This is a genomic window from Gimesia maris, from assembly GCF_008298035.1.
In the GTDB taxonomy this organism is placed as follows: Bacteria; Planctomycetota; Planctomycetia; order Planctomycetales; family Planctomycetaceae; genus Gimesia; species Gimesia maris.
In genome coordinates, this window is record NZ_CP042910.1 from 5549206 (window position 1) to 5569731 (window position 20526).

The 20526-nt window shown below is 50.5% G+C and carries 22 protein-coding genes; 11 read left to right on the plus strand and 11 right to left on the minus strand.

What is annotated here, in order from left to right:
• Positions 1-23: 23 nt before the first annotated feature.
• Together GmarT_RS20545 and GmarT_RS20550 are read right to left on the minus strand one after the other, a co-directional pair.
• On the minus strand, positions 24-392 hold the full coding sequence (locus tag GmarT_RS20545) for a DUF488 domain-containing protein (RefSeq protein ID WP_002644035.1): 369 nt from the start codon (positions 390-392) through the stop codon (positions 24-26).
• Positions 393-420: 28 nt separating this feature from the next.
• Positions 421-873 (minus strand): ArsR/SmtB family transcription factor, encoded by a 453-nt coding sequence (locus GmarT_RS20550; protein ID WP_002644034.1) that lies wholly within the window; start codon positions 871-873, stop codon positions 421-423.
• A 166-nt stretch (positions 874-1039) separates the two neighbouring features.
• Between GmarT_RS20550 and GmarT_RS20555 the strand changes: the two genes are divergently transcribed.
• Together GmarT_RS20555 and uvsE are read left to right on the plus strand one after the other, a co-directional pair.
• On the plus strand, positions 1040-1441 hold the full coding sequence (locus GmarT_RS20555; protein ID WP_002644033.1) for a TspO/MBR family protein: 402 nt from the start codon (positions 1040-1042) through the stop codon (positions 1439-1441).
• Between the two features lie 4 nt (positions 1442-1445).
• The gene (gene uvsE, locus GmarT_RS20560; protein ID WP_002644032.1) at positions 1446-2375 is read left to right on the plus strand and encodes a UV DNA damage repair endonuclease UvsE; all 930 of its coding nucleotides are present in this window, start codon (positions 1446-1448) and stop codon (positions 2373-2375) included.
• Between the two features lie 29 nt (positions 2376-2404).
• On the opposite strand, the gene GmarT_RS20565 is transcribed toward uvsE, so the two are convergent.
• Complete coding sequence (locus GmarT_RS20565) at positions 2405-3922, minus strand: AAA family ATPase (RefSeq protein ID WP_002644031.1); 1518 nt, start codon at positions 3920-3922, stop codon at positions 2405-2407.
• Positions 3923-3927: 5 nt separating this feature from the next.
• On the minus strand, positions 3928-4341 hold the full coding sequence (locus GmarT_RS20570; protein ID WP_002644030.1) for a DUF4345 family protein: 414 nt from the start codon (positions 4339-4341) through the stop codon (positions 3928-3930).
• A 232-nt stretch (positions 4342-4573) separates the two neighbouring features.
• Here GmarT_RS20570 and GmarT_RS20575 point away from each other — a divergent pair, with 232 nt between their 5' ends.
• From GmarT_RS20575 to GmarT_RS20590, 4 genes are all read left to right on the plus strand, one after another.
• Entirely contained in the window at positions 4574-6037 is a 1464-nt protein-coding gene (locus tag GmarT_RS20575) for a tetratricopeptide repeat protein (RefSeq protein WP_002644029.1), read from the plus strand.
• Positions 6038-6161: 124 nt separating this feature from the next.
• Positions 6162-6836, plus strand: a complete 675-nt coding sequence (locus tag GmarT_RS20580; RefSeq protein ID WP_002644027.1) for a DUF2293 domain-containing protein — start codon at positions 6162-6164, stop codon at positions 6834-6836.
• A gap of 147 nt (positions 6837-6983) precedes the next feature.
• Positions 6984-8015 carry a class I fructose-bisphosphate aldolase gene (locus GmarT_RS20585; RefSeq protein ID WP_002644026.1) on the plus strand — a complete coding sequence of 344 codons (1032 nt, stop codon included), beginning with the start codon at positions 6984-6986 and terminating at the stop codon, positions 8013-8015.
• A gap of 42 nt (positions 8016-8057) precedes the next feature.
• Positions 8058-8273: a DUF1653 domain-containing protein gene (locus tag GmarT_RS20590; RefSeq protein ID WP_002644025.1), complete on the plus strand. Its 216-nt coding sequence runs from the start codon at positions 8058-8060 to the stop codon at positions 8271-8273.
• A gap of 22 nt (positions 8274-8295) precedes the next feature.
• On the opposite strand, the gene GmarT_RS20595 is transcribed toward GmarT_RS20590, so the two are convergent.
• Entirely contained in the window at positions 8296-8478 is a 183-nt protein-coding gene (locus GmarT_RS20595) for a CPXCG motif-containing cysteine-rich protein (protein WP_002644024.1), read from the minus strand.
• A 163-nt stretch (positions 8479-8641) separates the two neighbouring features.
• Between GmarT_RS20595 and GmarT_RS20600 the strand changes: the two genes are divergently transcribed.
• Both GmarT_RS20600 and GmarT_RS20605 read left to right on the plus strand, forming a co-directional pair.
• On the plus strand, positions 8642-8866 hold the full coding sequence (locus GmarT_RS20600; protein ID WP_002644023.1) for a hypothetical protein: 225 nt from the start codon (positions 8642-8644) through the stop codon (positions 8864-8866).
• An 87-nt stretch (positions 8867-8953) separates the two neighbouring features.
• Positions 8954-9373: a dual specificity protein phosphatase family protein gene (locus GmarT_RS20605; protein WP_002644022.1), complete on the plus strand. Its 420-nt coding sequence runs from the start codon at positions 8954-8956 to the stop codon at positions 9371-9373.
• A 27-nt stretch (positions 9374-9400) separates the two neighbouring features.
• Here the strand turns inward: GmarT_RS20605 and GmarT_RS20610 are convergent, their stop codons facing one another.
• The 5 genes from GmarT_RS20610 to GmarT_RS20630 all read right to left on the minus strand — a co-directional run bounded on the left by GmarT_RS20610 (position 9401) and on the right by GmarT_RS20630 (position 13935).
• Positions 9401-11119 (minus strand): putative bifunctional diguanylate cyclase/phosphodiesterase, encoded by a 1719-nt coding sequence (locus GmarT_RS20610; protein WP_002644021.1) that lies wholly within the window; start codon positions 11117-11119, stop codon positions 9401-9403.
• A 419-nt stretch (positions 11120-11538) separates the two neighbouring features.
• Positions 11539-12117 (minus strand): NADPH-dependent FMN reductase, encoded by a 579-nt coding sequence (locus GmarT_RS20615; RefSeq protein ID WP_002644020.1) that lies wholly within the window; start codon positions 12115-12117, stop codon positions 11539-11541.
• 72 nt (positions 12118-12189) lie between these two features.
• Positions 12190-12636 (minus strand): DoxX family protein, encoded by a 447-nt coding sequence (locus tag GmarT_RS20620; RefSeq protein WP_002644019.1) that lies wholly within the window; start codon positions 12634-12636, stop codon positions 12190-12192.
• Between the two features lie 46 nt (positions 12637-12682).
• On the minus strand, positions 12683-13381 hold the full coding sequence (locus tag GmarT_RS20625; protein WP_002644018.1) for a pirin family protein: 699 nt from the start codon (positions 13379-13381) through the stop codon (positions 12683-12685).
• Between the two features lie 65 nt (positions 13382-13446).
• The gene (locus tag GmarT_RS20630; RefSeq protein ID WP_002644017.1) at positions 13447-13935 is read right to left on the minus strand and encodes a MarR family winged helix-turn-helix transcriptional regulator; all 489 of its coding nucleotides are present in this window, start codon (positions 13933-13935) and stop codon (positions 13447-13449) included.
• Between the two features lie 253 nt (positions 13936-14188).
• Between GmarT_RS20630 and GmarT_RS20635 the strand changes: the two genes are divergently transcribed.
• The 3 genes from GmarT_RS20635 to GmarT_RS20645 all read left to right on the plus strand — a co-directional run bounded on the left by GmarT_RS20635 (position 14189) and on the right by GmarT_RS20645 (position 17045).
• On the plus strand, positions 14189-14647 hold the full coding sequence (locus tag GmarT_RS20635; protein ID WP_002644016.1) for a hypothetical protein: 459 nt from the start codon (positions 14189-14191) through the stop codon (positions 14645-14647).
• An 84-nt stretch (positions 14648-14731) separates the two neighbouring features.
• On the plus strand, positions 14732-15808 hold the full coding sequence (locus GmarT_RS20640) for a HEAT repeat domain-containing protein (RefSeq protein WP_044236156.1): 1077 nt from the start codon (positions 14732-14734) through the stop codon (positions 15806-15808).
• Between the two features lie 130 nt (positions 15809-15938).
• Positions 15939-17045, plus strand: a complete 1107-nt coding sequence (locus tag GmarT_RS20645) for a pentapeptide repeat-containing protein (protein ID WP_002644014.1) — start codon at positions 15939-15941, stop codon at positions 17043-17045.
• On the opposite strand, the gene GmarT_RS20650 is transcribed toward GmarT_RS20645, so the two are convergent.
• Positions 17046-20525 (minus strand): efflux RND transporter permease subunit, encoded by a 3480-nt coding sequence (locus tag GmarT_RS20650; protein ID WP_002644013.1) that lies wholly within the window; start codon positions 20523-20525, stop codon positions 17046-17048.
• Position 20526 lies beyond the last annotated feature (1 nt).

A 20526-nucleotide genomic window follows, 5' to 3' on the forward strand; every position in this document is an offset into this window, starting at 1 on the left:
GCTGTCAATAGCCCGGTTGCTTTTTATGTTCCCTTGGAAAGCAGATCTTCCAGAAACTGCTTCAGGACCGGAACATGGCTCTGATCCGGTTCTTTCACAGCGGTCAACAGGGTAATCTGAGATTGATCTGTTTCCAACAGCATTTGTTTCGCCTGCTTATACTTGGGTTTCAGTTCGCTCTGATACTTTTTGACAAAATCAGCATACTGATCCAGATGAGCGTGGAACCATTTTCGCAATTCGTTCGAGGGGGCGAGTTCTTTAGGCCAGAGATCGACGCAAGCTTCTGTTTTTTTTACGCCACGGGGCCAGAGACGATCTACGAGAATCCGACAGCCATCACTTTTGGCTGGCTCTTCATAAATGCGTTTGATTTGAATTTTCGCTGGCATGAGATAAACAGTTGTACCCAGAAAGCGATTATTTATCAGGGACTTCCAGGCGGCAGCAGCCAAAATCGAGATGCTGTTTCCCTGATTTGCTGACGGCGGAAACGTCGGGATGCAAATTATAGATGACAAAGCGACCTTCCTTGCGTTTGGTCACCAGACTCGCATGATACAGAATTCCCAGATGATGCGAGATATTCACGACCTCTTCTTCCAACTGATCGGCGATCACACTGACGGTCCGCTCACCATCTCGCAGCAGATCAATGATACGCAGGCGAATAGGTTCTCCCAGCGCTTTTAATTTCTCTGCACACAGGTCGGACTGGAGCCGATCTTTAGACATAGTAATATCACCCACAAAATGAAAGATCTCCCCCGTTCCATCGACGAGCTGAATTGACCAGGCAATCCGCATCTGTGGGGAATTCGGGTTAGATTGTAGCAGAAAAACCGCATCTGGACAGCTCCAGATTTTTTTCATTTTCGTTTTGATTCACAATTCTCATTTTTTCCCGATACCCTTCAGAGCACTGACACCACAGGGCTTGCTTCACTCTAAAATCACCAGATTGAGGGCTTACTTTTTCTGATTTCTACACCATAATCAATTTAATCGATCTCATATTTTTGAACAGAAATCAACCGAAATGACCTGGCTCGACTGGTACAACACGCTCTCCAAACCATACTGGACTCCGGAACCGTCTACAATCAGCCTGATCTGGCAGATACTGTATCCGATTATTCTGATCTCATTCGGGTATGTCTTTCTGCAGACCGCGCGTCGAAAATTCCCGTCAACGACTTCAATTCCCTTCGCCATTAATCTGCTGGCTAATCTCAGCTTCACACCACTGTTATTTGGACTGAGAAACTTACCACTGGCGACTCTGGATATCCTCGTGGTCTGGACCTCGATTCTCTGGATGAGCATCGCTGTCTGGCGATATTCCCGCTGGGTAGTGTTTGCTCAGATCCCGTATTTCATCTGGGTTTCAATCGCCGCCGTGCTCCAGGTCAGTATCACATGGATGAACTGGAAAGTCTGATACCTTGAAGAATTCATCCAAATTCTCAACAAAGCTTCGGCTGGGACTCTGCTGTCAGTTCCTGGAAGAACCGATCAAATTCCGTAATACCACCGTTAAAGCGAACAGTCAGATGGAACGTACCGCGGCACTGGAAAAGCTGGCGCGGCTCTGCAGGGAAAATGCACTGGCACTTCAGTCCTCGCTCGAATTCTGTGCCTCACATGGTATCGGCTGCTTTCGCATTAACAGTCAGATCCTGCCTTTGAAAACGCATCCGGAATGCGGATACGCAATGAGCGACCTGCCAGAAGGAACAGCGATTGTCGAGCTGTTTCAACAGTGTGGCAAATATGCCCGTGAGCATGACATCCGCACCTGTTTTCATCCTGATCAGTTTGTCGTTTTGAATTCGCCTCGCGAGGAAGTCGTCGAACGATCAATCGCCGAGTTGGAGTATCAGTCGGAAGTGGCGGAATGGGTCGACGCCGACGTCGTCAATATCCATGGCGGCGGTGGATACGGAGAGAAAACAGCGGCTCTCAAACGCTTCGCCAAAAATGTGAAGCGTCTGTCCCGTCGCGTACGCAGCCGCCTGACGGTCGAGAATGACGATAAAACTTACACCCCCAGTGACCTGCTCCCCTTGTGCCAGGCAACAGGGATCCCGCTGGTTTACGATGCCCACCATCACCGCTGCCTGAGCGATGAACTCTCCATCGAAGAAGCGACAGCACAGGCTCTCCGGACCTGGAATCGCGAACCGCTGTTTCACATCTCCAGTCCCCTGGAAGGCTGGCAGGGCCCCAGACCAAACCGACATCACGATTTCATCGATATCCAGGATTTTCCCCGCTGCTGGGAGTCGCTTGAACTGACAGTGGAAGTGGAAGCCAAAGCGAAAGAACAGGCCGTGCTGAAACTGAGAAAATCACTGCAGCGACAATCGTCTTAAGTGATCGTGATTGCCGTGTTGATTCACATTCAGACTGTGACACCGGTTGCGCCTAATAGTTTCAGATTCAAAGAACCGCCGCTGACCAGCATCTCATCCAGGGCATTCGTCACATCGGCGCTGGAAATCTCACCCGTCCCCTCGCGTTCGAGATGAAATTGAACTGCCCGTCGCATTAGTTCTTTAATGAACGCCGCGGAAACGCCTGCCGTTCGCCTGAGTACATCGTCGATCACCTCAGCACCCACTGTCACACCTTCTGAATAAAGATGGATCAGTTTGCGTCGTCCTTCTGTATCCGGGAGCGGAAACTCAATCGCCTGGTCGACGCGACCGGGACGGGAGGCGAGCGCTGCTTCCAGGGTTTCCGGCCGATTCGTTGTCAGAATGAATAGAATTTCCGCTTCCGGCTTTAAGCCATCCATTTCATTGAGCAGCTTGTTGAGCAAAACTTCTTCACAGGGACTCTCCATGTGGTTCCTGTCGCGGGCAATCAGATCGACATCTTCAAGCACGACAATACTGGGCTGCAGCAGTCGGGCCAGTGTCATGTATTCATCCAGCATCCCGACCTGTTCGGCTGAGATCAATAGTGTGGTATGCCCGGGGAGTGTCCTGGACAGATAATGAATCGTATGAGTTTTCCCGGTTCCAGGCGGACCGTAAAACAGAATCCCTTTTTTCGTCGACTGTTTGAATTGAGAGAGCCGTTCTCGCTGTTTGACAAACTGAATCACATTCCGTTCCAGAAGTTCCAGTGTCGCTGCAGGCAGAATCACCTGATCCCGTGTGACTTCGCGCAACTGATGCACGGTGATCCCCTTAGATTCGCCTGAATAGGAATGCTCCTGTTGTTCCAGGGAAAGTACTTTTCCCCGATAGGATCTGGCCTGTTGAATGGCCTTCTCAAGATGGCTGAAATACTCCTGCGCAATTTTGGTCCCCTGGGTTGTATTCGGAGTACCTACCTGAAGCTTAACACCAGTTACCTGTCCATAATGACCAGCTGGTGTCAGAAAAGCGGCAAAGCGAATCGCTTCTTTTTCCAGCAGCCAAAGCCCGATTTTAAGCACACGCACCGGTTGTTCGACTCCGACATCGACTTCTTCATACTCAGGAGGAATTGTCACTGTTGCTGAATGCCGGTTTTCAATAAGACAGTCAGAGAGGTTGACCCCATGATGGCTGAATTCTCCACGCACGCCACAAAAATGCCTGACTGTAATCCCCTCGCCAAACAGCTGATCAATGGCGATCTGCAAATCTGCCCGCACCCGCATGGGAAAGGTACGCTCAGTAATCGTGATCGCACCGATCGGTGAGGGATGAAAATGTGATTTGAGCAGAGGAACCACAGAATCCTGATGAGATGTTTTTCGTCTGAATGCTTTCAAGACAGGAAATGAAATCGCCACCCCCAGAATCAAACCGAGTAGTAACCAGCCAAGATATGCCATCATTCCCCCTTTACTGAAGATCTGAATCACCGTGAGTGCCAGTCCTGTATGACTGAGAGCGACCAGTTCAGGTATACACATATCAAACATTAAGTTCAATCATTTTCAGTTCTTTCAAACTGTACCTGCATATCCAACCGGTAAGACTTAATTAAAAATCCCAGGCTGATCAGAAAAATCAGCCATTCACCCACAGCCAGTGAATAGGTGGTTGAACCGATCCCCTCGAACAGGAAAAATCCGCCGCTGCGAAACAGCACCAGGCAACCATGCACGATCACGCAGACGATCAGTGAATAACGTGTGACACCAGGCTGCCAGAGGGGCCAGAGAAAAATGATTCCCAGCGCAAGTTCCAGACCGCCATAAAGGACCAGAAATTCAGACTGCCCTGAACCAGGTTGCAGAGTAAAACCGACTGAACGCGAGGTCGAAGCAGGATCCACACTGCACCACAGGGCCAGCAGCAGATAGACCAGGCCTACAACAGTCAGAAATATTCGAGTCATCAAGATCTCCAGAAACAGTGTTTAATGGCCTGACAGCTTATGAGAATACGCAACCAGATGCGAACAGTCCACATCCGCCAGCCTCATGGCGGCTATCTGACCAGACACACTCTCTATTAGTGATCTGAGTTTTATGTTCTGATATAATGGCATCAGACAAAAAATTGATCTGCAATAGCGATTACGTCCCCAGCGATTCATACCTTATATCAAGTATCAAGACAGGCCAGCAATGGAAGACAAACTGATTGCTATTACGATTGGCCTCTTATTTGGTGGAATGTTTCTCTATGTAATGACCAGAGAACTGTATGGGATGCTGAAAGCCCATTTTTCTCCAAGTGCCAAAGGAAATCGGTTTTTACGTCAGGGGAAACTGGAAGCTGCCATCGCCTCTTATAGTCAATTGATTGAAGAGCAACCCGATAATGTCGAAGCTTACCTGTACCGTTCGAGTGCCTGTATTCAGTTGAATCTACTCGAGCAGGCACTGGATGACTGCAATACGATTACTGAACTGGCCCCTCAGAATCACTATGCCTTCTTAAACCGAGGTGCCATCTATGGGATAATGGATGAAGATGAAAAATTCATCGAGGAAATGACCCGCTGCCTGGAATTCAAGCCAGACCTGCAAGACGCCTTGAGGAATCGTGCCTATGCATATTCCAGAACGGGAAAGTTTGAAACGGCACTGACGGATTTCAGCAGGTTGATTGAGCTGGCACCTGACAAGTCTTCCTATTACAGCGAACGGGGAAACTGTTTTCTCTCTCTCCAGAAATATTCTGAAGCGATTCAGGACTACACGCAGGCACTCCAATGGATCAAAAACTCCTGGGAACTTCACTCCTGGCGTGGCTATTGTTTTACCAAAATCGGAAAAGAACAACAGGCAAATGCAGATTATAAACGTGCCCTGGAGCTCAACCCCTTTGATACAGCCATCAAACAAAATCCCGAAGACATCACCAGTTATCAACAGCGGGGAAATCTCTATTTCGATGCCGGGCAATATCAAAAGGCGTTGAACGACTTTTCAAAGTTTGAAGAAACTTCGGAATTAACAGCCGAGATACTGGTCTGCCGCGGTTACTGCTATCTGAATTCAGGTGAAATATCCCTGGCAAAAGCCGAGTTCCAGAAAGCACGCTCTATGAACGCGTATGGAGATGCGATTAATAAGAATCCCTTGAATTCATCCAATTTTCTGGAGCGGGGTTTTCTGAATTTTTACCTTGAAGATTATCAACAGGCAATCAAGGACTATACCCACGCCTGGAAACTGGGAGAACAGTCTGCGGAACTACTGCCTTTCCGGGGGGCAGCCTACATTAAACTGCACGAATACACCAAATCAAAACAGGATTATGAAACAGCCATTCAGAATCATCCGGATTCGGCACATGCTTATAATGGGTTGGCCTGGCTATTGGCGACCTGCCCCGATGAATCAGTTCGAGATGGCAGTAGGTCACTGGAACTGGCTAAACGAAATTGCGATTTGATGACAACCCCAGAATGGAATGACCTGGGAACGTTGGCTGCCGCTCATGCTGCTACTGGAAGTTTTGATGAGGCGGTTCGACTGGCAAAAGAATCACTGGCACTCGCACCGAAACACGAGAAAGCCAATTGCCAGACCCGACTGGAACACTATGAACGTAGTGAACCATATCTCGATCTTGATCCTTGATTCAACGCCAGCCGGCCCATCGACTGGTTCCACCAGTTGCGATCACTCTCCAGAAATGCTATGAAGCCGGTTCCCTGATCAAATTCTCTCATATGTATTATTTCAGCAAGGATGCTCATGCGCCATGAGTGCAAACACGTTTTCTCCCGGTCCCACTCCTGACACCGTCAAAGCCGCTGATGGCACCATTCATACGATCCCTGCCGGCTGGTCTCTGTTGCCTCCGGGGGATGCCGGTTTAACGCGGCGGGTCAAGGCCGCCGGTGACTTCTGGAGCGTGCAGGAGAAGAAAGGGCGACGCACATTTTCTCAGGGCATCTGGGCTCCGGCGGAGTCGATTGAACGGCTGCGCGAAGAACTGGAAGCCGAACGCGCCACTCCCGCGTACGCAAAAAAGCAGGCTGCTGCTGCAGAGCGACGTGAAAAACAACAGGCCGAATATGTAGAAGATTTTCATGAATCGGTACTCCAGTTTCTGGCGTTTCATCCGGCTCATGCAGATCTGGCAAATCAGCTCGCGCAGGCGATCACTGCGCATGCCACCCCGGTCGGCAGTGGCACCGTAGCACGCACGAAACGCATCCCCGTGGAACAGCGGGCGGAAGCCGCTGTCATCGCCTGGATGCGACATCAGACCACGGCTTATGATTCGATGAAAATCCCAAGGGTCAAAGGGAAACGTCGCGAAGTCAGACGTTTGCTGGCACAACGTTCCAAAGAACTGCTGAAACATTATCGCAGTGAGTCCACCACGCCTGCCGACTGTCCTCTTCAACAGGCGCTTTCCGAGCATATTTGAGTTTCGTTTTAAGGTAGAGCCAAACTCTATTAATCGTTTTTTTCAATAAGCATTCGTTCCACGATCCTTTCAGCACTGGTGTTCTGCGCGATATCATAGACAGAGTACAAGACTTTTTCGTCCACGACCCGCAGGGGAGATATTTCAATGTACAGGCAACAGTTAATTGATACGGCAAATGCTCTGGTAGCCGATGACAAAGGTCTGCTGGCAATGGATGAAAGCACCCCCACCTGTCACAAACGCTTTGAAAAACTGGGGATCCCACAGACCGAAGAGTATCGTTACGCTTACCGCGAACTGATTGCGACGACTCCCGGACTGAGTGAATCAATCAGCGGTGCGATTCTGTATGACGAAACCATTCGTCAACAGACTTCGGATGGCACTCCCCTTGTCAGCGTGCTGATGAACAGCGGGATCATCCCCGGCATTAAAGTCGATGCGGGTGCCAAAGCTCTGGCAGGTCATCCCGGCGAAAAAGTAACCGAAGGCCTGGACGGATTGCGGGATCGACTGACAGAATATGCACAACTGGGAGCCCGTTTTGCCAAGTGGCGGGCGGTGATTACCATCGGCCCCGGATTGCCGACTCCGGGCTGCTATGCAGCCAATGCCCATGCGCTGGCCCGATATGCTGCCCTGTGTCAGGAAGCGGGACTGGTACCAATCGTCGAACCGGAAGTGCTGATGGATGGAGACCACGGTCTGTCCCGCTGTTTTGCAGTCACCGAGGAAGCGTTACGAGCCGTCTTTCAACAGTTGTATCAACAGCGTGTCCTGCTGGAAGGAATGATTCTCAAACCGAACATGATCGTGCCGGGGCTCGATTGCCGGATCCAGGAAACCGTCGAAGAGGTCGCAGCTGCTACCATCGAATGTTTTCGCCACAGCGTCCCTGCCGCCGTTCCAGGAGTAGCCTTTCTGTCTGGTGGCCAGTCCAGCGAACTGGCTTCCGCCCGCCTGAATGCCATGAACGTGAAATATAAATCGCAGGTCCCCTGGGCACTGGCCTTCTCGTTTGCGCGTGCCATTCAGCAACCGGCAATGGAACTCTGGGCAGGTAAGGCGGAAAATACTCAGGCAGCTCAGAAAGCACTGAATCATCGTGCCAAATGCAACCGCGAAGCACGCCGGGGGGAATACGACCCTCAAATCGATGCTGTCGACGCATCCTGAATTCCCATTACAACGAGACAGACACTCAACTGGAAACACACTATGAAAACGGGGCACTATCGCCATTATAAAGGAAACAGTTATACCGTAATCGGCGTGGCGCGGCACAGCGAAACGGATGAAGAACTCGTCGTCTATCGCCCGGAGTACGGCGAACGGGGACTCTGGGTGCGTCCCAAAGTCATGTTTCTGGAATCTGTAGAAGTAAACGGAGAACTGGTGCCCCGCTTTGCTTACCTGGGTCCGGCGGAAGAGTAAATAACTCATCACTCAAGCTACGTCACTCACCGGCGGCCCAGATGCGGACGTCTCCATCGGGCTCCACCTGAAGATGAATGACATTGGGATGACAGCAGACCGGACAGTCTTCGACATATTCCTGGTCTGCGCCAGCTGTCAGATCGACGGGAATCACGATTTCCTCGCCACAGGCATCACAGATATAACTGGCTTCTTCCTGCATGATTTCCTCCTGAAAATGTATTCTACCAAATTTGACCGGAGTTGAGTATAATACAGGACGCCTTTTGTCGGCCTCTGCTCCTGATCAGTCAAATCAGGCTCCGCTGTCGATCAATAACGGTTTATCTTAACTCAAAAACATCTCTTTATCGGAGCATTGCCAGATGGCAAAGAATAAAATACAGAAAAAGAAGGAACGGGAAAAGCGGGTCGCCAAGAAGAAACTGGCCAAAAAAGCCACACGCGCTGCTCAGGAAAAATCAACTGAGGAATCACAAAAGAAGATTCCTCAGCGTGCGCAACTGATGCGGTCAGCAGTGCCCAAAACAGAGAATCCTGCCAATACCAGTAAGAAAAGCACATTCACGCAGCGGCGCACCGGCGGCTGAGCTTCTCGATCATGACACATCAGTTAAAGTGAAGTCAGCAGCGATGTTCTGCCCGTGCTTGCTGTTCATTCAGACGGGACGCCCGATATGCGAGAAATTCTCTCCAACCTGCTATGGATCGGGAATACCCGGGATTCACATGACGTCAAAAATGTGCTTCACCTGGGTATCGCGGCTGTTATCGATCTGGCACTGGAAGAACCGCCAGTGCGTTTGACACGGGAAATCATTTACTGTCGACTCCCTTTAATTGATGGTGCGGAAAACCAGCCTGTCGTATTAGCAACGGCAGTCGAAACCGTAGCCCGACTGATTCAGGAAGAAGTGCCAACCCTGGTTGCCTGCAGTGCCGGAATGAGCCGTTCCCCCGCCATCGTGGCTGCTGCGCTGTCGTTGATTCGTGGAACGGATTTTGAAACGGAGTTCAAACAGCTGGCAGTAAATCATCCCAGTGATGTCGCACCCGGATTGTGGAACGAACTGCAGGAATTACTGAAGGAAGTATAAGCAACCGTCACGATGATACATCGCTGATCAGACATTGATCAGGGGAGTGGCGTGCCACTTGCTGGCAAGAATCGACTCTTCAATCTCATCCCCACAGATTGGTTTCGAGTAAAAGTAGCCCTGCCCCAGTCGGCATCCCAGCCCCTGCAGAAGCTGCAACTGTTCGATATTTTCGATGCCCTCCCCGATCACCTCAAGACCCAGCTTTTCAGCCAGGATGATCAGAGCGTGAATCAGCAGGACTTCGCGGTCTCGATCGGATCTTTTGATAAACTCCCGATCCAGTTTCAATACATCGATAGGAAAATCACACAGGCACGATAAGGATGAGTAACCGGTACCAAAGTCGTCGACATCCAGTTTGACCCCCAGTTTCTTCAAGTCATTCAAGGTTTCAATGGATGCCTCGCGGTCATGCATAATGATGCTTTCGGTTACTTCCAGATGCAGGCACTTTGCCGGAATCTCGTGTTTTTCCAACGCTTCTGCCACGATAGAAACCAGTGTCGGATGCTCCAGTTGTTTTCGAGACACATTCACATGCAGATTCTCAGGTGCCTGAGGCCCCAGTGTTTTACGCCAGGCTGCCAGTTGCCGACAGGCTTCATCTACTACAAAATTACCGACGGGAATAATCATGTCCATCTCTTCTGCGACAGATATGAATTCATCAGGAGGTATCATGCCACATTCGGGGTGGAACCAGCGGATCAAAGCTTCGACGCCTCGTAACTCACCGGATTCCAGATCAATAATAGGTTGATAGAACAGTTTCAATTCGTCCCGTGAAATGACATCGCGCAGCTGGTTCTCAATGTAGAGTCGCTTTTGTGCTTTATCGCGTAATACCCGATCGAAAACAATCGGTCTGTCCTGCTTAGCTGCCTTGGCTTCATACATGGCAAGGTCAGCATCACTGAGCATTTCGCTGGCCGTTTCAGACCGATGTTCGCTGGTCACAATACCAATACTCGCGCTGGAATAGATAGTATATCCGCCGAGAATATAAGGCCGCGATAAAGTCTCCAGCAGACGATTTCCCACGAGGATGGCATCATCAGGCGAGTGTAGATTTTCGAGGAGCACGACAAATTCATCGCCTCCCAGTCGCGCGGCCTGAATGGTATCGGAAGCCCGAACCGTTTTACGCAACCGGTCTGCGATCGCCTCCAGCAGTTTATCTCCGACATCATGTCCCAGACTGTCATTGATCAGTTTGAAGCGATCAAAATCCATAAACAGTAACGCAAAATGTTTACCAGATTTTCGGTCAATGACTTTTTGAATGGACTCCAGTATCGAAACCCGATTCGGGAGTCCCGTCAGCGGGTCATGGTGTGCCAGGTGCTGCAGGCGCTGCATCAGTCGCTTCTGCTCACTGATATCAATCCGCAGTGCCAGATAGCCATCGATTTTCCCCTGATCATTGAACATGGGAACGATCGTGGTATTCACCCAGTACAAACGACCGTTTTTGGCTTTGTTACAGATCTCACCCCGCCATGTTTTGCCACGGCGGATGGTGCGATACATTTCTCTAAAAAATTCGTTGGAATGCTGATCGGAACGCAAAATACGATGATCGGAACCAATTAACTCTTCGCGAGTATAACCTGAGATCTGACAGAAGTTATCATTGACGTCCAGGATTCTTCCTTTTGTATCGTTGATGGCCACAATTCCAGCTTCATCAACGGCATCACGGAATGCCTGCAGATAGATTAATTCTGAATGAATGTCAGTCACGTTAGTAGTCCCGGCTTAAATTGCTCGTGCGGAATGGTTACACCATTCAGTTGACTTGTCGTTCGCTCTCAGTCTTCTGAATTACTTCCTTTCGGCTTCACTGATCTGTCACAAGTGAATATTTTTCCATCTCGTGACGTGTTAAAAGTCTAGGACAGAATAAAAACGCAATACGAATATTTACCGAAGAGAAGAGAGATCACCCTGTCGGTCACACGGTTAAACAGGATCGTACTGGTTATAAGGCCTGGCAGAGGCGATTTTGAGGGGGCAAAGACTCAATCAGGTAACGCAGCCGGTCAGCAGCAGAGCCATACCAGTGAACTTGAAATAAACGAGGATTCAATAAAAACAGCCCGGAAGACTCTGGATGCAGTCTTCCGGGCTTTATTCTGAACCAACAGCAAAATCACTTCGGATCAGCTGGTCAGTTTACTCACTGTTTCTGCCAGAGTTTTACCGAGACTCTCGACGTTCTGCTGCAGCGAGGTATCCTTGAGCTGGCCTTCGTCATCGAATGCCTGGGCAGCATTGGATATCGTGACCTGGGTTGGTAAGACTGTGACCTGAATGTTGCTCAAAATTGAGCGCACGTGGACCAGCCCCCGCAGGCCCCCCAGTACTCCCGGAGAAGCGGACACCAGAGCAGCAACTTTGCCTCGATACGCCTGCAGAGGCGATTCCCCTTCTGCCTTTCGTGATACCCAGTCAATTGTGTTTTTCAACAGGGGAGTAATCGAGCTGTTGTACTCCGGCGAAGCAATCAGCAAACCGTCGTTTTCAAAGAACAACTGTTTGAGTTGTGTTGCCGCTTCAGGAGTCCCTTCTTCCCGTTCCAGATCTTCGTTCATCAGGGGGAGGGGGTAATCTTTAAGATCGACGACGGTAACATCGGCACCCGCGGCACGGGCTCCGGCAACGGCGATCTGCAGGACCTGTCTGTTATAAGAATTCCGGCGCGTGCTGCCCGCAAATGCGAGTATTTTCGATTGAGACATCTGAATCGACTCCTTCTGACTTTGAGAGATTGATTTAAGGCTGAACCAACCGGCATTGGTCACAGTGAGATCTTACGCTGTTCTGGGATCTGGTTGAGACTTTGAAGCCAGTGCATTGTCCAGGCTCATTTTACCCGCTCCATTCGCCATCACAAATAACATGCTCCCCATCAACGCCAGATTCTTCATAAAGTGAATCATCTGTCCCTGCTTTGCCTGTGCGTCTTCTATGGTCCAGAAGTCATGGAAATAATACGTGGCCAATACCAGAAAGACAAATAGTAACCCGGCCCCCAGGCGCGCCTTGAAACCGGCAATCAGTGACAGACTGCCTGCAATCAGAAACACAATCGCTCCCGCCAGCATGATCTTCGGCAGGGGAACTCCCTCAGAAGCCATGTACCCGGCAATGTTGTCAAAGTTGGGAATTTTATTTCCGACGGCACTCATGAAAAATATCGTCGCCAGCATGATTCGACCGAACAGACTCGCCAGACCTTGAATCGGGTGTTGTGACATCACTCTCTCTCCTTGAATTGTATGGATGATTTGAATTCTTATTTTTTCAGGCCAGATCAAACAGCATGATCTCGGCATTGTCTGTCGCGGTAATAAATAACTGTTCCTCATCACTGACGGCAGCACCGTCACTCACTTCCAGTGATACATCATTCAGACGGACCGCGCCGCGCAGAACCTGCAGCCAGGCATGCCGCCCCGTCGAAAGTGAATGAGTCACTTGCTGTCCGGAATCCAGCTTCGACAGAAATATCTGTGCATCCTGGTGAATCTTCAACGCCCCCTGCTCGGCCTGCGGTGAAGCAACCAGCCTTAACTGATTCTGCTGCTCACTGTCCGGAAAGCGTTTCTGTTCATAACCGGGTTCAATCCCCTTCTGTTCCGGATACAGCCAGATCTGATACAGGTGCACCGCTTCACTGTCCGACGGGTTAAATTCACTGTGAGTGATTCCCGTTCCTGCCGACATCCGCTGGAATTCGCCCGCGTGCAGCACTTCTCCGTTACCCATTGAATCTTTGTGCTCGAGTGCTCCTTCCAGAACATACGTGACGATTTCCATATCATTATGGGGATGTGTACCGAATCCCTGACCGGGCAGAACCACATCTTCATTCATCACCCGCAGAGCGCGAAATCGCATGTGTTCCGGATCCTGATAGGTAGAAAAGGAAAAGGTATGGTGCGTTTTGAGCCAGCCATGATCAGCGTGACCCCGTTCTTTCGACTTACGAACCTGAATCATTTTGAGACTCCTCTACTGAACAGTACAACTTTAGCTTACATGTAAACTATTTGGATAAAAAATTTTCAACCTGCTATTTCCGTTACTGCACCAGACTTCCTGGCTTTGACCAGCAACCGGCTTAACTCTTTCAGTTCTGACTTTGTCAAGTGACCAATGAGCCGTTGATGCAGTTCCCGTCCCGGCTCATCTATCTCTTTTAATAACGTCACCGCTTTTTCTGTCAATGCGACAAAAACAACGCGGCGGTCTGCAGAACACCGTTTCCGGGTGACCAGCCCCAGTTTTTCCAGCCGGTCAATCAGCCCGGTAATGGCGGGAACAACCTGAATCATCCGACTGGCAATCTCCAGACTCGGCAGGGGACGCCCCTCCCCACGCAAAATCCGTAAAACGTTATACTGTGAACAGGTTAAACCATATATACGAAACAACTTGCCGAGACGATTCTGATACTGATCGCTGGTACGCAATACATTCAGAACCGCCTCGATCTCAGGGGACTCGAAGGCCTGCTTCTTCTTGATTTCCTGTTGCAGTTGTTTGTGTGTCATGTCTTGTTCCTTACGTAATTACTTTACACATAAACTATCGTCACGTCAATATAGTTTCTACAATTTTTCCGCAAAAATAATTTTGGATCGTGTTTACCAGCCGTCTTGCAAGTGATGGATGCCTGAAATCCTCTTTAACAGGAAACGTCGCACTTGAGATTTGAAGTCTGATTCATCTTGAGAGTCAGCAGAGTGGAATTTAGAATCAAGAATATTCCCATGTCATACTTTTATTCCTGATGGAGTGATACTCATGATTTCCATTCGCAATCTGAAAAAGACAGGATTCTCGAAACCAATTCTATCTATCTGCCTGTTAGTCCTCTGCATCGGAGGCTGTTTCCTTCTGGTACAGACTGGTATCCTGCCCGGTTCACAGATTTCAGAATTTTTGACAAAGCACAACGCAAACGCGTCCCCCCGGATAGCTCAGCAATCAGGTGAAGTACTCCATCGCTTTTCTCCGCTTTCCAGTGATATCGTAAATACGATTGAAATCTGGAAGCAGGACGATAAATACCAGATAGTTCATCGCCTCAAGAATGGCAGTCAATACGTTCAGACGGTGATTCCTTCCGCAGATCTGAAACGGTTTACGCCCGTCAAAGCCAGGCGGAGAGAATTTTATTTGCTGACGCATTCAGACTCTACCCTGGAAGCATGGGAAAAAGACCGCCGACTTAACAGCTCATTCCGATCCTTTAGCTGCTAGGCTGTTACCGATTTGATGAAACAAGTTGCCCTGTTCTCTGTCGTTCTTTTTTTGGTTCTGCCAGCGCATGCGGCAGAAGCCTGTATGAACTGCGTGAACAGTGTGACTGATGTCCATACGCCGTTTTTGAACTCACTGATCGGCGTTTTTTTCATCTGGCTGCTGATTACGCTGATTTTCAATCGGCCGCTCTCTACTGGTACTAAACGGTTTCTGTATTTCGGAGTCCCTGTCTTCGTCCTGGGATTCCTGCTGATCATTCCCCTGGGGGCAGGTCTGGCTGTCCTCTTCTGCTGGATCATGTTTCTGTTGTATCGAATTCAGCAGATACTCATTAATAAGGATGATTCCCTCCGGAAGGATCTGATTCCGTTCAGCGTGAATGCGTTGGCGCTGACGGTTTCGTTTATTCTGATTTTTGTCACGACGACCCAGGCCAATTCCACTCCGGGACTGATCAGATCAATGGGAAGCGTTTCCCCCTTCTATCCGGGAACCGTTCACAGTGTGATGTCGCGACTGATCCAGCGTGGCCCCGAGGTCGTCGATCCGTTAAGTGAGACGCTCGAAAAAACCCTCGACAGAGACTATATCAGCCCGTTCCTGCCTACGCGCATCGCCTACTGTCTTTCCGAGATTGGCAGCCCGCAGGCGGAGGCGGTTTTGAAGCAGGTTGTTGCAGAAGAAATTGATCTCAGCGACAACGAAAACACGAAATGGGAAGCTGCCGTCTGCTGTCTATATGCCGATTGTGCCGGGCCGCGTGCCATACCGGTCCTGCAAACGCTCCTGGAGCGCTCGGATAAAAAACAGCAGTTCATCCCCTTGTGCGCGCTGGTTCGAACGGGTGACTTCTCTGCAATAGAGACCGTTTTAAAACACGTCGATGAATTGCAGAAACAGTTACAGCAACCCTTCACCAACCGCGGGTTTGCAGCCATGATCAGACTCACGCTGCAGGCGCTGGCTGAAGGACAGAGTCCGGTAGATCTCAAAGTGAGCCCCATCTATCATCGCATGTTACTCGGACTGAGACCCGATCATCAGACGCAGACCGGCATCGTCTGGAATCAACAGTGGGACGGGGACCTCGACATTCCCGCTCTGCAGGAGCACTGGTCTCAAATTCTCAAGCAGTCAGAACCTAATGACGTCGAGTGAGCAACAGACGTTTTTCCACAGTCCTGTCAGGCAGACTGGCTTAACCGATACCCCGATTTGCAAACCCGGGTCACACCTGTCAAAATACGAGCTGTAATTCTGTTTCCCCCCCTATTGTCATTGCGTTTTTATGACGACCCGATTTAAACTCCTGATCTCTGGCCTGCTGCTGCTGAGTATTGCAATTCCCATTCTTGATCATACGACCAACTGGCTGGAGCGAGTCACGGACAGGATGCAGGATTTCGCAGAACTGGAGCTGTTTGTCGCCGCTTTTATCGGGCTGGTGATTCTCCCTTTCAGGCACGAATTCTACCAGTTCACACAGTTGCTGCATCGCCTTGCCGTCCGTTATCTGGATGCGATGGGCGATCACATCTGGGTAGCAGTGGGGATTGCATTTGGTATTCTGCTGATCCAGATCTCACCGGATAAATCAGAGAAGCCACCTTTCCGATCAAATATCATGCAGAACCTATCGCCATCAAAGATACAACCCAAAGTAAATATCAATATTCAAACCCCACCTGCGGTGAAGAAGCTGAATCAGGAACTGTATCGCAGCACGTTATTGAACATCCTCTATCAGAACAGTCCGCGGGGAAGCCGTCCCGAATCTGATGTATTACTCAGACTCATGGATGTCGAGCCTCCCAAAGCAACGACACCCTTGCGACAGGTCACGGTGATGGAGTTCCTGCAACTCGAACAGGCGGCAGGTAGAACGGTCAACTTGAGCGGTGCATTTCTTAATGAACTGGATCTGAGTCAGAAAAATCTTCAAGTGCACGGCGTCAAAGGGGTATTGCAGGGGGCGAATTTCAGTTCTGCATCCCTGTTTAAAGCGGATTTCACTGATACGGATTTGCAGGGCGCCGATCTTTCAAAGGCCCGACTGATTCAGACTCGATTCCTGGGAAGCAACCTGATCGATGCAAACCTGGAAGCCGCCAATCTTCAGAGCGCCATTTTCTCGAGAGCAAGATTATCGGGAGCCCGTCTGCATCGAACTTATCTGGTTCAGACGTTTTTCAAAGGAGCTTATCTGAACGGCGCCCTGGTCAATTCAATCAACTGGATTCATGATTATAACAGCCTCAATCCGGAATACAGGGCGTTCAGCATCGAATGGCATTCTGTGGTCGAACAACAGGCTGCAGACGGCAATCCTGTCTATGTCATCACAGGCATTGATCCACCTGTTCAAGCCAGAAAACCGGAACTGGATACCGACTGACTAACTGACGGACTGAAAATCATCTTCCGTCCCCGCCCAGTGGGGATCATCCAGTCCTAGATTCATTTTAAATTCTTTGTACGCGGCAAAGATCACCGGAACAACAAACAGTGTCAGTAAGGCAACCGTCATACCGCCAATCACAGGCCAGGCCATCGCTTTCGCGACATCTGACCCTCGTCCGGTCGAATAGATTACCGGCAGCAGAGCAATGATCGTCGTGAAGGTAGTCATCAGACAGGGGCGGATTCGTTTGAGCCCCGCCTCCACAACGGCATTGCGAATATCAGTCACGTTCTTTAATCGTTTGCGCGTGAAGACCTGATCCAGATAGGTCGCCATCACCACCCCATCATCGACGGCAATTCCAAACAGCGCAATGAAACCCACCCAGACCGCAGTATTAATCTGAATATCATTCACCGCCAGCAGAATCATTCCCCCGGCAAACGCGACCGGGATCCCGGAGAAGACCGCAAGTGCGATCGGAAAATTACGGAACTGCAGGTAGATAATAAACAGGTTCGTCAAAATCACCAGCGGGACCACCCACATCAGGCGGTTGTTTGCTTCCACCTGATTCTGGAAGGAACCCACTGCCTGCAATGCATAGCCGGCTGGTAAATCCAGCGAACCATCCTCCTGAGCTGCCCGCAGACTCTGCTCAACAGCAGCGACCGTCTCCAGCGCGCCTTCCTGCCCCGAAGCAGAAAACGAGACATGTGCCACCAGGCGGGCATCTTCACTGTTGATCGCACCCGGCCCCCAGGTCGTTTTCATTTCCGCCAGCAGAGATAGAGGAATTATTTCGTCTGAATGGGTGACGACAGGCAGGCGACTCAACTCGTCAATCTGCTCACGCAGGTTCCGCTCATAGCGCACACGAATCGGATAGCGTTCGCGTCCTTCGACGGTGCGGGTGACATTCGAACCTCCCAGGGCTGTTTCAATAATCTCATTGACCATCGCAGTCGACATCCCGTACCGGGCTGCGTTTTCGCGGTTCACATCAAATTCAACATAAGGTTTTCCCAGTACGATATCCGGGTTCACCGTAGCCCCATTCACCTGTGGAATCTGTTTCAGATGATCGGCCACGGCAATCGAAGCTTGCGCAAGCCCATCCAGGCTGTCGCCGAAAATACGAATGGCCATTGGCGCTTTGATTCCGCTCTGCAACATGATCACCCGCCCTTCAATCGGCTGCAACGGAGACGCCGGCGTGACGCCTGGCAGCGTGGCAACCGCGTTGATCTGTTCCCAGATCTTTTTCGAAGTGGTTCCTTCCCGCCACTCTTCCACCGGCTTGAGCATTACGTAGGTTTCAATCATCGCAGCCGGAGCCGGATCGAGTGCTGAATCGATGCGACCAATTTTCCCGAGTACATTTTCCACTTCGGGAATCTCTTTAATCAGCGCATCCTGCGTCTGCAGAACTTCCATCGCCTGGGTAAAGCTGGCAGCAGGATACAGTGTCGGCATATAGAACCAGCTTCCTTCATCCAGAGCAATCCAGTCATTCGATTCCAGTCCCGGAAACAGATGTTTGGCTTCTACCCAGCCGGGCACTTCATCGGCATCGACGCCCAGGAAGCGAGCCACGCTTTCAAAAGGCTTCAGAACCGCAGGCATGCCGATCCAGGCTCCCATCCCCAGTAAAACAACGAGAGTGGGAAACGAGAAGAAAAGCAACTTATACCGCATAAAGAAGCGCAGTGTTGGTTCGTAGAGAAAGTGAATCATTTTCCCGATCGGATTTTCATCAACGGGCCGCAATCGTTCGCTCAATATCCAGTAGCTGCAGCTTCCCCCGGCAATGACTGCTCCAGCAGTCAAGGCAATCAGACTGATCGACGTGAGACTGACAAGAGTCTCTCCTGCAGACCAGACCAGCAATCCACAGACCAGAGCAAACACGACCGAAATCAGAGTCCTTCGACGGTGTGTTCTTTGATGTGAAGCCAGAAACAGGCGGCTCAACAGCGGAACCAGCGTGATTGCCACGATCAGGGCAGCAGTGATCGAGAACGTTTTCGTCCAGGCCAGCGGAGCGAAGAGCTTATAATCCCTTCCAGTGAGCATGAAGACCGGAAAAAAACTAACCACCGTCGTCATTACCGCTGTCACCACAGCGGGAGCCACTTCTGCCGCGGCAGTATTAATCACTGACAATCGAGCTGCTTTACCTCCCGGTTTCCCTTTGGCTTCCCACTCCGCCAGCTGATCATAGATCGATTCTGAAACGACAATCCCCATATCGACCATGGTCCCGATGGCAATCGCTATACCGGCAAGTGACATGATATTCGCATCAATGCCGAAGACATTCATGGCGATGAATGCCATCAGAACTGCGATCGGTAAGGTAATAGCGACGACCAGGCTCGCACGCAGATGCAGCAGAAACAGCAGGATCACAACTGCTGTTATGATGACTTCCTGTGTGAGTGCCGTGGTCAATGTACCGATCGTCTCATTGATCAGCCCCGTGCGGTCGTAGATCAGATCAAATTTGACTCCTTTGAGACTGGGCTCAATCTGCGACATTTTCAGTTTGATCCGGTCTATCACTTTGCGAGGATTCTCGCCAAACCGCATCACCACCACGCCGCCGACAGCTTCTGCACCATTTAAATCAATGGCACCACGCCGAAACTCCGGACCAAGCTGCACACTTCCCAGATCACGGATGCGTATAGGTACCCCTTCGCGGGAGCGTATCACAGTCTGTTCAATATCACTGACGGCCTGACTGGTATCCTGATCAGCCCCGATAAAGCCACGACCACGGATAATATATTCCATGCCACCTGATTCAACGGTTTTAGCACCGACATCGATATTTGATTTTCGAACCGCATCCGTGACCTGATCAAGGGGAATATCGTGAAAGCGAAGTTTATCCGGGTCGATTTCAATCTGGTACTGCCTCACGTAACCGCCGACGCTGGCCACTTCACTCACGCCGGGCACTGCCTGCAGTTCATATTTCACGACGAAATCCTGCAGGCTGCGTATCTCAGCCAGATTCATCTCCGGGGGCGGCTCGAGCACATAATAGAGCACCTGACCTAATCCCGTAGCGTCCGGTCCGAGGGTGGGAACAACGCCTTCCGGCAGCAACGCAGCCGCTGTCCCCAGTTGCTCGGCAACGCGGGAACGGGCCCAGTAAAAGTCGGTGCTGTCTTTAAAGGTCACCTGCACAAAACTGTAACCGAACAGACTTTTTCCTCGGACCGATTCTGCATCCGGTACGGCCAGCATCGAAACCGAGAGAGGATAGGTTACCTGGTCTTCCACATCCTTGGGAGAACGTCCCGGCCAGGCAGTGAAGATGATCACCTGATTCTCGCCGATATTGGGGATGGCATCGATGGGAACTTCGCGAACACTGAACCACCCGAACCCGATCAGCAGCGCCGTTGCGCAAAGCATGATCAGCGGTTCCCGGATACTGAAAGAGATCAAGGCACGCAACATA

What these genes read in the sequence shown, in the direction of transcription:
- GmarT_RS20550 (WP_002644034.1), bottom strand. Translation starts at nt 873, where the DNA reads ATGAAAAAAATCTGGAGCTGTCCAGATGCGGTTTTTCTGCTACAATCT.
- GmarT_RS20625 (WP_002644018.1), bottom strand. Translation starts at nt 13,381, where the DNA reads ATGATTCAGGTTCGTAAGTCGAAAGAACGGGGTCACGCTGATCATGGC.
- GmarT_RS20620 (WP_002644019.1), bottom strand. Translation starts at nt 12,636, where the DNA reads ATGTCACAACACCCGATTCAAGGTCTGGCGAGTCTGTTCGGTCGAATC.
- GmarT_RS20630 (WP_002644017.1), bottom strand. Translation starts at nt 13,935, where the DNA reads ATGACACACAAACAACTGCAACAGGAAATCAAGAAGAAGCAGGCCTTC.
- GmarT_RS20565 (WP_002644031.1), bottom strand. Translation starts at nt 3,922, where the DNA reads ATGTTTGATATGTGTATACCTGAACTGGTCGCTCTCAGTCATACAGGA.
- GmarT_RS20615 (WP_002644020.1), bottom strand. Translation starts at nt 12,117, where the DNA reads ATGTCTCAATCGAAAATACTCGCATTTGCGGGCAGCACGCGCCGGAAT.
- GmarT_RS20605 (WP_002644022.1), top strand. Translation starts at nt 8,954, where the DNA reads ATGCGAGAAATTCTCTCCAACCTGCTATGGATCGGGAATACCCGGGAT.
- GmarT_RS20595 (WP_002644024.1), bottom strand. Translation starts at nt 8,478, where the DNA reads ATGCAGGAAGAAGCCAGTTATATCTGTGATGCCTGTGGCGAGGAAATC.
- GmarT_RS20635 (WP_002644016.1), top strand. Translation starts at nt 14,189, where the DNA reads ATGATTTCCATTCGCAATCTGAAAAAGACAGGATTCTCGAAACCAATT.
- GmarT_RS20585 (WP_002644026.1), top strand. Translation starts at nt 6,984, where the DNA reads ATGTACAGGCAACAGTTAATTGATACGGCAAATGCTCTGGTAGCCGAT.
- GmarT_RS20575 (WP_002644029.1), top strand. Translation starts at nt 4,574, where the DNA reads ATGGAAGACAAACTGATTGCTATTACGATTGGCCTCTTATTTGGTGGA.
- GmarT_RS20580 (WP_002644027.1), top strand. Translation starts at nt 6,162, where the DNA reads ATGAGTGCAAACACGTTTTCTCCCGGTCCCACTCCTGACACCGTCAAA.
- GmarT_RS20570 (WP_002644030.1), bottom strand. Translation starts at nt 4,341, where the DNA reads ATGACTCGAATATTTCTGACTGTTGTAGGCCTGGTCTATCTGCTGCTG.
- GmarT_RS20545 (WP_002644035.1), bottom strand. Translation starts at nt 392, where the DNA reads ATGCCAGCGAAAATTCAAATCAAACGCATTTATGAAGAGCCAGCCAAA.
- GmarT_RS20600 (WP_002644023.1), top strand. Translation starts at nt 8,642, where the DNA reads ATGGCAAAGAATAAAATACAGAAAAAGAAGGAACGGGAAAAGCGGGTC.
- GmarT_RS20640 (WP_044236156.1), top strand. Translation starts at nt 14,732, where the DNA reads ATGAACTGCGTGAACAGTGTGACTGATGTCCATACGCCGTTTTTGAAC.
- GmarT_RS20645 (WP_002644014.1), top strand. Translation starts at nt 15,939, where the DNA reads ATGACGACCCGATTTAAACTCCTGATCTCTGGCCTGCTGCTGCTGAGT.
- GmarT_RS20590 (WP_002644025.1), top strand. Translation starts at nt 8,058, where the DNA reads ATGAAAACGGGGCACTATCGCCATTATAAAGGAAACAGTTATACCGTA.
- GmarT_RS20650 (WP_002644013.1), bottom strand. Translation starts at nt 20,525, where the DNA reads ATGTTGCGTGCCTTGATCTCTTTCAGTATCCGGGAACCGCTGATCATG.
- GmarT_RS20555 (WP_002644033.1), top strand. Translation starts at nt 1,040, where the DNA reads ATGACCTGGCTCGACTGGTACAACACGCTCTCCAAACCATACTGGACT.